The 9,932-nt window shown below is 68.1% G+C and carries 10 protein-coding genes; 4 read left to right on the forward strand and 6 right to left on the reverse strand.

Going from position 1 to position 9,932, the window contains the following annotated elements; all coding sequences use genetic code 11:
* Nucleotides 1–4: 4 nt before the first annotated feature.
* Nucleotides 5–1,102, reverse strand: coding sequence for an extradiol ring-cleavage dioxygenase (locus FQU96_RS39670; protein WP_146546964.1), 1,098 nt, complete (start codon nucleotides 1,100–1,102; stop codon nucleotides 5–7).
* Between the two features lie 93 nt (nucleotides 1,103–1,195).
* On the opposite strand from FQU96_RS39670, the gene FQU96_RS39675 reads away from it, so the two are divergent.
* Together FQU96_RS39675 and FQU96_RS39680 are read left to right on the forward strand one after the other, a co-directional pair.
* Nucleotides 1,196–1,705: a MarR family winged helix-turn-helix transcriptional regulator gene (locus tag FQU96_RS39675; RefSeq protein ID WP_178131101.1), complete on the forward strand. Its 510-nt coding sequence runs from the start codon at nucleotides 1,196–1,198 to the stop codon at nucleotides 1,703–1,705.
* Nucleotides 1,702–2,448 (forward strand): SDR family NAD(P)-dependent oxidoreductase, encoded by a 747-nt coding sequence (locus FQU96_RS39680; RefSeq protein ID WP_146546966.1) that lies wholly within the window; start codon nucleotides 1,702–1,704, stop codon nucleotides 2,446–2,448. Before FQU96_RS39675 ends, FQU96_RS39680 begins: the two co-directional genes overlap by 4 nt.
* Nucleotides 2,449–2,497: 49 nt before the next feature.
* Here the strand turns inward: FQU96_RS39680 and FQU96_RS39685 are convergent, their stop codons facing one another.
* Together FQU96_RS39685 and FQU96_RS39690 are read right to left on the reverse strand one after the other, a co-directional pair.
* On the reverse strand, nucleotides 2,498–2,779 hold the full coding sequence (locus tag FQU96_RS39685) for a hypothetical protein (RefSeq protein WP_146546967.1): 282 nt from the start codon (nucleotides 2,777–2,779) through the stop codon (nucleotides 2,498–2,500).
* A 188-nt stretch (nucleotides 2,780–2,967) separates the two neighbouring features.
* Nucleotides 2,968–3,468: a hypothetical protein gene (locus FQU96_RS39690; protein WP_146546968.1), complete on the reverse strand. Its 501-nt coding sequence runs from the start codon at nucleotides 3,466–3,468 to the stop codon at nucleotides 2,968–2,970.
* A 154-nt stretch (nucleotides 3,469–3,622) separates the two neighbouring features.
* On the opposite strand from FQU96_RS39690, the gene FQU96_RS39695 reads away from it, so the two are divergent.
* Nucleotides 3,623–4,369, forward strand: coding sequence for an SDR family oxidoreductase (locus FQU96_RS39695; protein ID WP_146546969.1), 747 nt, complete (start codon nucleotides 3,623–3,625; stop codon nucleotides 4,367–4,369).
* Between the two features lie 158 nt (nucleotides 4,370–4,527).
* Here the strand turns inward: FQU96_RS39695 and FQU96_RS39700 are convergent, their stop codons facing one another.
* Nucleotides 4,528–5,373 (reverse strand): VOC family protein, encoded by an 846-nt coding sequence (locus tag FQU96_RS39700; protein ID WP_146546970.1) that lies wholly within the window; start codon nucleotides 5,371–5,373, stop codon nucleotides 4,528–4,530.
* 128 nt (nucleotides 5,374–5,501) lie between these two features.
* Between FQU96_RS39700 and FQU96_RS39705 the strand changes: the two genes are divergently transcribed.
* A complete protein-coding gene (locus FQU96_RS39705; protein ID WP_178131104.1) occupies nucleotides 5,502–7,523 on the forward strand; it encodes a molybdopterin-dependent oxidoreductase in 2,022 nt (673 codons plus the stop codon).
* A gap of 106 nt (nucleotides 7,524–7,629) precedes the next feature.
* On the opposite strand, the gene FQU96_RS39710 is transcribed toward FQU96_RS39705, so the two are convergent.
* Nucleotides 7,630–8,082 (reverse strand): endonuclease domain-containing protein, encoded by a 453-nt coding sequence (locus FQU96_RS39710; RefSeq protein ID WP_255468853.1) that lies wholly within the window; start codon nucleotides 8,080–8,082, stop codon nucleotides 7,630–7,632.
* A 57-nt stretch (nucleotides 8,083–8,139) separates the two neighbouring features.
* The gene (locus tag FQU96_RS39715; protein WP_146546972.1) at nucleotides 8,140–9,756 is read right to left on the reverse strand and encodes an AMP-binding protein; all 1,617 of its coding nucleotides are present in this window, start codon (nucleotides 9,754–9,756) and stop codon (nucleotides 8,140–8,142) included.
* Nucleotides 9,757–9,932 lie beyond the last annotated feature (176 nt).

A 9,932-nucleotide genomic window follows, 5' to 3' on the forward strand; every position in this document is an offset into this window, starting at 1 on the left:
GGATCTACGCGGGCGCGAAAATCGCGGCGACCTTGCTGGAGTTGAACACGTAGGTCTCCACGAAGTCGGACCACGTGGGCCGCCGCTTCAGCGCGTCCATCGCGCCGGCCAGTGCGAACCAGTTCAGCAGTTCCTGCTGCCCCGATTCCTCGACCTGCTCCAGGCTGTAGTTGCGCCACATGGGGTAGTCGCCGGCGACCATCGCCTGGTAGAGCGCGCGATCGGCGGCGACGTCCGGCTGCATGCGCCAGGTCTTGTCGACCAGGAAGGCGTGCGACCAGCTCGACGATGCCAGCAGCGCCACGCGCCACGGGCTGTCGCGGCAGATTCGCGCCACGGCCGCACCGATGTCGAAGCACCGTCGCGGTGACGGCGATGGCGGATCCAACGGTCGGCCGCGGTCGGCCCACTGGCTGATGAAGCCGCGATAGCTGATCACCTGCCGGCCATAGCAATTGATCGAAAACGGCACGACAGGGTAGGGGAAGCCGCGCCTGTCGTAGTCGAGATACAGGACGGCGTTGAGGAAGGCATGCGCCATGCCGGGGTGGTGCAGCGGCTTGTAGGCGTACGCCACGTCGAACTCGTTGAGCAGCAGCTGCGAGGCCAGATGCCGGGCGCCCTGGGGATGGCCTGGCACGAGGATGCTGGTCTCCGCCGTTTCGCCCCACACGTTCGGCTTGCCGCCACCCCATTGATCCTGGGACTTCGCGCCGACCATCGCCGATGCGCTGGCATGCTTCCAGGGATGGATGCGCATGTCCTCGTAGGCATGCAGACAGAAGGCCGGAACGATGTCTTCCTTGAAGTTCTCGTACTGATCGTCGCCCCAGATCACGACGAAATCCGGCTTGAAGTCATCGAGCGCTTGGCGCACGCGGCGCAGCCCGACGAGCATGGCCTCGCGGTGTGCGGTGCCGGCCGCGGCGCCGTTGTCCGTGCTCCATTCTGTCTGCATCGGCACCGGCCATCCGGCCGGATCCTTGGCCGCCGCCGGAATGTCCGGATCCTTCAGGCGGCCGCGCAGGATGTTGGCCATGTCGGCATCGTTGCCGCTGAACGGCGGGTAGTGCGAAACGCCGATTCCCAGAACGTCGCCCATCACGTTCCTCCGCACGATACCAGTAACCGGATGCTTGCCTTTATGACGTACACGTCCTTTAATAGGACGTCAACGTCCTTTGTCGGCGGTCGCATGAGCTCGAGAAACGTCCGCAAGCCCAACCCGCCGCCGGATCCGTTCGCCGATGCCGATCTGCTGACGTGGCCGGGCTATCTGCTGCGGCGCTGCCATCAGCGCTCGCTGGAGATCTTCAACGAGGTCGTGGGCGCGTACGACGTGACCCGTCAGCAGACTGCCGTCCTGATGACCTTGCAGAAGAACCCCGGCGCAACCCAGCAACGCCTCTCGGACGCCAGCGGCTTCGATCGCAATACGCTGGCCGAAATCCTGAACCGGTTGAAGGCCAAGGGCCTGATCGATCGACGCCGCTCGCCGCGCGACAGCCGGGCCTATGAGCTTCACCTGACCGCCAAGGCTCATGCGCTGCTGGCCAGGTTGATACCCGGCGCCGCCGAAGTGCAGCGCCGCATCGTCGAGCCGCTGCCGCCTGATATGCGCGACGCCTTCATCACGTCGATGCGTATCCTGATCGGCATCGAGTCTGTGCCACACGGACCGTCGGAAAAAGGCGACAAGACATGACAGCGATGCCCTACGACCTGTCAGGCTCGCGGATACTGGTCACCGGCGCGGCCGGCGGCATCGGCGCTGAAACGGCTCTGCTGTGCGCGCGGCTGGGTGCCGATCTGGTCCTGACCGATGCCAAGGACTGCGCGGGCGTCGAGCGCGCCGTTCGCGACCTGGGGCGGCGCGCCGACAGCCGGAGCGCCGATCTGTGCGATCCCGACGCGGTCCGTATGCTGGCCGACTGGGCCGGCGACGTGGATTGCGCCGTGCTGGCGGCTGGCATCTACCGCGTGACGGATTGGGACCACGACGACTGGAGTGCCGTGCTGGATGCGACGCTGGATGCCAATCTGAAGGCACCGGCCCAACTCGCCCGTGCGCTGTTGCCGCGCATGGCGGCGCGCCAGCAGGGTCGACTGGTGCTGCTGGGATCGATTGTTGCCGTGACCGGCGGCTCGTTTCCCGGCGTTGGTCCGCACTACGCGATGTCGAAGGGCGGCCTCCACACGCTCGTGCGCTGGCTCGCGGCGCGCTACACGCCGCAAGGTGTATTGATCAACGGTGTGGCGCCCGGCATCACCGATACGCCCATGGTCGGTGTGCACGACCTCAGTGCGGCACTGGCCCGTCATCCAATGGGGCGCGCGGCACGGCCGGCGGAGATCGCGTGGCCGATCGCCTTCCTGTGTTCGCCGGGTGCGAGTTTCCTGTCCGGCGCGATCCTGGACGTGAACGGCGGCGCGATGATGCGGCCCTGACAGCGGGCGTCGGATCCGCCCGACGCTCCGCTCCGGCGCGTACGGCCGGTCAGTCCGAGCCCAGTGCCACCACGACGTCGGTCGCCTGCGGCTCGTGCGGCGCGAGCGCGGTCCTGTTGGCGTCGCTCCAGGCCGCCAGCTTGATCACCTGCCCTGCCGGAGCCTCGGCTGAATCGGTGGGCTCGACGATGAGCAGCCCGCTGTTGTCGACGAAGAACGTGTGGTCGCCGAAAATCTGGCTGAGCTGCGGCACGACCGGGTGGTTCTCGGGGATGGCCTGGGCCGGAACCTGGCTCAAGGTGCGTTCGACCCGTGCGGAAGACAATCTCATCGCACACTCCGTTTTCGTATGAGGGGTGCGCCGCGCGGGCAGGTTGGCGCCGCCGGCGTGTGCGGGGCCTCCCACCTCAGGTGGTCGAACAAGGATTCGGTCATCCCGCACGATTCTACGTGGGACGCCGATCGCGGTGATCAAGCCGCGGTCACACGAATGTCGCAGGCAGGCTGGGGGTTGTCGCCTCAGCCCGGTCTCTTGTCCTGCAAATACTTCGCGAGATAGGGCTCGTCGGGAATCTCGATCCAGCCCTGGAACGTGTTGCCGTCAGCCAGGGTAAGCGCGCCGACATAGTAGGCGACGGCCTGCTTGCGGATGGCGACACCGATGCGGTGGGTGACGCCCGATCGTTCGACGCTGGTCATCGTCTGGCTGTCGCGGTCGTAGGCCATGGTCCAGGTCTCGAACGCCGGGATCGACGCCTCGCGCGCGCTCGGCACCACGGTCGCTTTCACACGCAGGCACTTGTCGTACAGATGCGACGCCGCGGTGGCGCGATCATAGGCCGACATGCCCCAGGCGCGTGACAGCGCCGCTTGCGACTGCGCTGACTGCAGGGTTGGGCAGACCGTGAACACCATCTGGCCGAGTTCGGTGTTCAGCTGCACGAGGCTTTGGGCCGCGGCGGCTGTCGGGCACAGGACGGACAGGCCGGCGAGCAGCACCCACCGGATCGACACAGGCATAGGGCGCATCAAGTCACCATGAAGCGTAAGCGGAGCTGCACAGGGAGATGAAAACCAGGACCAGCAACGCGCGGCAGGCTCATACTGGATCGTGCGCGACGATGCTATGACAATCATGTTCAGTGCGGCTGCGTTTGGTCGCCGGGGGAGAACCATGGACTTGAACGGGTATCGCGTCGCCGTCGTCACGGGCGCCAACCGCGGCATCGGCGCCGCGCTGGTGCGGGCGCTGCGCCAGCGCGGCCTCGAGGTGCACGCCATCGCGCGGTCGGCCGGGACGCTGGCCGAACTGGCACAGGCCACCGGTTGCGTGCCGCATGCTCTCGACGTCGGCGACCGTGCCGCCATCGCCGCGGCACTGGATGGCCTCGCGGTCGACGTCCTGGTCAACAACGCCGCCGCGGTGGCGACGGGCGGGCCGTCGTTCGAGACCACCGCGGCGCAGATGGACGCGCTGCTGCGGGTGAACATCGCCGGCGTGGTGAATGCGCTGGCCGCCGTCGTGCCGGGCATGAAGGCGCGCGGCCGCGGTCACATCGTCAATCTCGGCTCGACGGCGGGGCACCATCCGATCCCTGGCATGCCGGCCTACGCCATGACCAAGGCCGCGATCCACAACCTCAGCCAGACCTTGCGGCTGGATCTGCACGGCAGCGGCATCCGGGTCAGCGAGATCGTGCCCGGCCGCGTCGAGACCGGCATCCATCTCGGCCTGATGGAAGACCGGGCCGCCGCGCAACGCCTGTTCTACGACGACGTCGTCTCCCTGCAGCCCGAGGACATCGCTGCCGCCATTCTGTTCGTGCTTGGCGCGCCGCAGCGCATGGACGTGACCCTGATGGAGGTCATGCCCACCGACAGCGTCAACGGCGGCACTGCGTTCGCCAAGCGGCCGGGCTGATCTCTCCTCTCCCGCGAGCGGGAGAGGAAGGGGCCCATCGTGCGCAGCACGATGGGAAGGTGAGGGCCCAAGGAAACGGCACCGCGTGTGTGGCCCCTCACCCTCCCATTGCGCTGCGCGCAACGGGCCCCTCCCTCTCCCGCTTGCGGGAGAGGGAATCAGGTCACGAACTCGACCAGGGTGCCGGAGGCGTCGGCGGGCGGCACGACGGTGCGGCCTTCACTCTCGCGCCACGGCGCCTTGCCGGCGCTGAGCGCGGCGCGCGCCTTGCCCAGGTCGGCGACGCGGATGGCGAGCCCCACCAGGCGGTCGCGCCCGGTGTCGATCGGCACGCCGGGGTAGCGCGCCGCCACGGCCGCCGGCGCCAGCAGCTCGACCTGGGTCTTGCCGGTGTTCACGCGCGCGCCGCCGGGGATCGCCGCAACGGCGTCGCGGCCGAACACCTTGGCCCAGCGCGCGGCCATCGCCTCGGGATCGGCGCAGGCCATCACCAGCGCCGCCAGCCCCAGCGCGCCGTTGGGATGCTCCAGCAGTTCGGGGATCCACACCGTGTCGCGCGTGAGCTGGCCGCAGACGAAGAGGTGCAGGCCTGGCAGCGTATCGTCGGGGAAGTGGGTGACCCGGAACGCCGCCTCGCCCTTGCCGCCGCCCGGCAGGTCGACGGGCCGCGCGAAGGCCACGACGTCGCTCGCCGCGATGCCCATGCCGCGGATCTCGGCGCACGCCTTGTCGGCGTCGTCGGTCTGCAGTGCCACCGCCGACAGGCCCTCGCCGCGCGCGATGTCGGCACGGAAGGGAGCGTTCTGTTCGGTCGGCGCCACCACGCCCAGCAGCTCGAAATAGTCGTCCTGCAGCATGATCGTGTGGTTGGCGGTGCCCATGTGGGCGCTGTGGTAGCCGCGCGGCGACAAGGTGAAGCCGAGCCGGCGCCAGGTCGCGGCCGCAGCGTCGAGCTCGCGCACCAGGATCACGCAATGGTCGATACCGGTCAGATGTTGGGGCACGACGTCCTCCTCGGATGATGCGATTGGTCCGGTCGTAGCGCACGCATTGGACCTTGCGCCAGACCAATTCTCTCTGGCAGGGGATGCACTGGCATGAGGTGACCCCTCAATTCAGCGGAGGCAAAGGCGTGGCAACGACGATCCGGGCCGTGTGCGGACACGACTGCCCTGATATGTGTTCGCTTCTGGTGCGTGTCGAGAACGGTCGCATCGCGCGGATCACCGGCGATCCCGACCAGCCGTTCACGGCCGGTTTCGCCTGCTCCAAGGTCAACCGCGACGGCGAGCTGGTGCATTCGCCCGAGCGCATCCAGACGCCGCTGCGCCGCGTCGGCGCCAAGGGCGAGGCGAAGTTCGCGCCGATCACCTGGGACGAGGCGCTCGACGAGATCACCACCCGATGGCGCGGCATCATCGCCGAGTCGGGGCCGCTGGCGCTGCTGGGCTATGCCTACAGCGCCCACCAGGGCCTGATGAACCGCGGCCTGCTCAACGGCCTCTTCTACGCGATGGGCACCAGCCGCCTGCAGGCCGGCACGGTGTGCGACACCTGCTGCGAGGAGGCGTGGAACGCCACGGTCGGTCCGGTCGGCGGCGCCGATCCCGAGTCGGTGGTCGATTCCGACCTGGTGATCTCGTGGGGCGCCGACCTGATGGCGACCAACGTGCACTTCTGGGCCAAGCTCGAGGCGGTGCGCAAGAAGGGCGTGCCACTGATCGTGATCGATCCGCGCCGCAGCCGCACGGCCAAGGGCGCCGACTGGTACTTGCCGATTCGTATCGGCACCGACGCCGCCCTGGCGCTGGGCATCATGCACATCCTGGTGCGCGACAAGCTCGCCGACCGCGCCTATCTCGCGCAGCACACGCTGGGCTTCGATCGCGTCGAGCAGGAGATCCTGCCGCGCTTCACGCCGCAGCACGTGGCCGAGATCACCGGCCTGTCGGTCGCCAATGTCGAGCGGCTGGCCGCGATGTACGGCAAGGCCAAGGCGCCCTTCATCCGCCTGGGCGAGGGCATGACGCGGCTGGCGCAGGGCGGCCAGGCGCTGCGCGCGGTGGCGCTGCTGCCCGGCGTCAGCGGCGCCTACGGCAGGAAGGGCGGCGGCGCCATGCTGATGACGGCCGCTTCGTGCGATCTCGACTACAACGTGGTGCGCAAGCCGTCGGGCCCGGCCAGCACCCGGCTGGTGAACCAGTTGCGGCTGGGCGAGGCGCTCTTGGAGATGAAGGATCCGCCGCTGCGCGGCATCTTCATCGCCGCCAACAACCCGGCCGTCACCTGTCCGGAAGCCGGCAAGGTGCGTCGCGGGCTGATGCGCGACGATCTCTTCACCGTGGTCCACGATCCCTTCATCTCGACCACGGCGCGCTATGCCGACATCGTGCTGCCGGCGGCGACGTACCTGGAGACCGAAGATCTCTACCGCGCCTACGGTGCCTATTACATGCAATACGGCCAGCGCGCCGTCGAGCCGCAGGGCCAGTCGTGGTCCAACGTGCAGCTGGCGCAGGCGCTGGGCCAGCGCATGGGCCTGAAGGACCCGGTGTTCCGCCAGTCGCAGGCCGAGATGCTGGCGGCGATGGTCAACGGCGGCAGCGGCGCGGCGACCAGTGTCGCGCCCGCCGATCTGCCGACCGCCGGCCCGATCAACATCGCACCCCGGGGCGGGCAGGAATTCCGCACGCCCTCGGGCAAGCTCGAGTTCTACTCGCAGGCGCTCGCCAATCATGGCGTGACGCCGATGCCGGACTGGCAGCAGGACGCCGAGGAAGCGCGCGACGCGGCGCGCTGGCCGCTGCGGCTGCTGACGGCGCCGGGCTATTTCCAGAGCCATACGGCGTTCTCCGGCGTGTCGTTCCTGCGCAAGCGCGAGGGCGCGCCGTTCTGCGTGCTGCACCCCGACGATGCCCAGGCGCGCAGCCTCAAGGACGGCCAGTCGGTGCGCCTGTTCAACGATCGCGCCGAGGTCGGCCTGGTGGTGCGCATCAGCGACGAGGTGCGGCCCGGCGTGGTGCTGGTGCCGGGCCAGCGCCCGGACAGCGAAGCGGTGTCGGGCACCATCAACATGCTGTGCTCCGACCGCTACACCGACATCGGCGAGGGTGCGACGTATCAAAGCACCTATCTCGACGTAAAGGCCTGGTGACTTCCCTCCCCCACGCAGTGGGGGAGGTGCCCGTTTCGGTGCTTCGACGCTTTGCGTCGAAGCACCTGAGGCGGAGGGGGACCCGACGGGGTCCTTGTAACTGAGATCACGTGGGCTCCCCCTCCGGCCTTCGGCCACCTCCCCCAACTTCGTTGGGGGAGGGAACTTCCAGTTCCGACCAGATGATCTCGATGACGTCATCGAGACGGTGACTGACGTCGTTGTTCCAGAAGCGCAGGACGCGAAAGCCGCGGCGTTCCAGGTAGTCGTCACGGGTGCGGTCGTGCGCGACCTCGCGGTCGGCGTGCTGTGAGCCGTCGAGTTCGACGACGAGGCTTCGTTCCAGGCATGCGAAGTCGGCCACGTAGGTTCCGATCGGGACTTGGCGGCGGAAGCGGTAGCCGCTGAGTTGTCGTCGGCGCAGGCGTTTCCAGAGGTGGCGTTCGGCGTCGGTGGAATGGCGACGCAGGTTGCGGGCGAGGAGGGTTTGGGGTGAGGGCATAGTGGTATTGTCATTGGTTGTATGAGGTTCAAACAACGTATTATAAGTTGCATGCATCACCACGGATCCCCCTCCGCCCTTCGGGCACCTCCCCCACCTGCGGTGGGGGAGGGATTAGGTTCCGATTTTTTCTCGTTTGATCCGGATGCCGGCTTGTTCGCGGTCGAAGGTGTCGCGTGTGATGCCGTCGCTGCGCAGGAGATGCTTCTGCACCTTCTGCGTCGGGGTCTTGGGCAGCTCGGGGACGATGCGCACGTAGCGCGGCACCATGAAGTGCGCCATGCGCGGGATCAGGAACTGGATCAGCGCGGCCGGGTCCAGACTCGCGCCGTCGGCCAGGGACACCGCGACCAGCACCTCGTCCTCGGCGAATTCGCTCGCCACCGCCACGGCGGCGGCTTCCTTGACGGCGGGGTGGGCGCAGACCTCGGTCTCGACCTCGAACGAGGAGATGTTCTCGCCGCGCCGGCGGATCGCGTCCTTCATGCGGTCGACGAAGAAGTAGTCGCCGTTGGCGTCCCGGCGAAATGCATCGCCGGTGTGGAACCAGCCGTTGCGCCAGGCGCGCACCGTGGCCTCGGGGTTCTTGTAGTAGCCGTGGTTCATCGCCCAGGGACGGTCGGTGCGCACGATCAGCTCGCCGGTCTCGCCCGGCGCCACTTCGCAGTCGTTTTCGTCGACGATGCGCACCTCGACGCCGTCGCGCGGCCGGCCGCAGCTGCCCAGCGCCGTGGGGTTGCGGTCCGACGTCAGCGGCGCCGAAACCTCGGTCATGTTGAAGACCGTGTAGACGTCGCAACCGAAGCGCCGGCTGAACGCCGCCGCATCCTCGCACAGCGGCACCATGATGACGGTGCGCAGGCCATGGCCGCGATCCTGCGGTCCAGGCGCCTGCTTCACCAGGAACGTCGCCATCACGCCCAGCAGCACCACGGTCGTCGTCTCCGTCTCGCGGATCACGCGCCAGAACGAGGCGGTGTCGAAGGCGTCGACGATGGCGAGCGACCCGCCCTTGATCAGCATGGTGTAGACCGGCGCCGTGCCGCCGACATGAAACAGCGGCAGGTTCACCATGTAGCGATCGTCGGCGCCGAGGAAATGGAACGACGCGGTGCCCATCGAATAGAGCTGCAGGTAGGACGACAGCACGCCCTTCGACGGGCCGGTGGTGCCCGACGTGTAGATGATGGTCTGCGTGTCCCACGGCGCGATCGGCCGCTCGAGCGGCGGCAGGTCGGTCGTCGCCGACGCGAGCGCCGATGCGGGATGCGCGTCGATGCCGGGTACTGAGGGCGCGGCGCCGCCCAGGACCACGGCGCGGTTCAGTTTGGCGCGGTCGATGTCGGCCAGCCGCGCCACCAGATCGGCGTGGGCGACGATCAGGCTGGCGTCCGAGTTCTCGACCACGTGTGCCAGCAGCCGGCCCTTGTAGGCGAGATTGATGGGCACATAGACGGCGCCCAGCAGGTTGAGCCCGAACCAGACGCGGATCGCATCGGGCCCGTTGGGCAGCCAGGACAGTACGTGCTCGCCTTGCCTGACGCCGAGCGCATGCAGGCCGGCGGCGGTGCGGGATGCGTTGTCGAGCGTCTGGCGATAGGTCCAGGCGCTGCCGTCGGCGAAACGGATGAAGACCTTGTCGGGGGTCTCGGCGGTGCGGCGTTCGAGCAGCGGGCGCAGCACGCAGTCTTCCGGTGGTGGAACGCGCGGGTCATGCCAGGTGGCGGGCATTCGGAGCCTCCTTTTTCTTTCTCCTCCCCACGCAGTGGGGAGGTGCCCCGAAGGGGCGGAGGGGACGCGACGTGGTTTTTGTTACTGGGACCACGTGGGGTCCCCCTCCGGCCTTAGTGCGACCGCAGCACATGGGTAACAGATTGTACTCAGCACATGGGTGACAGTTTTCTCGC

This window comes from Reyranella sp. CPCC 100927 (genome assembly GCF_007859315.1).
Classification (GTDB): domain Bacteria; phylum Pseudomonadota; class Alphaproteobacteria; order Reyranellales; family Reyranellaceae; genus Vineibacter.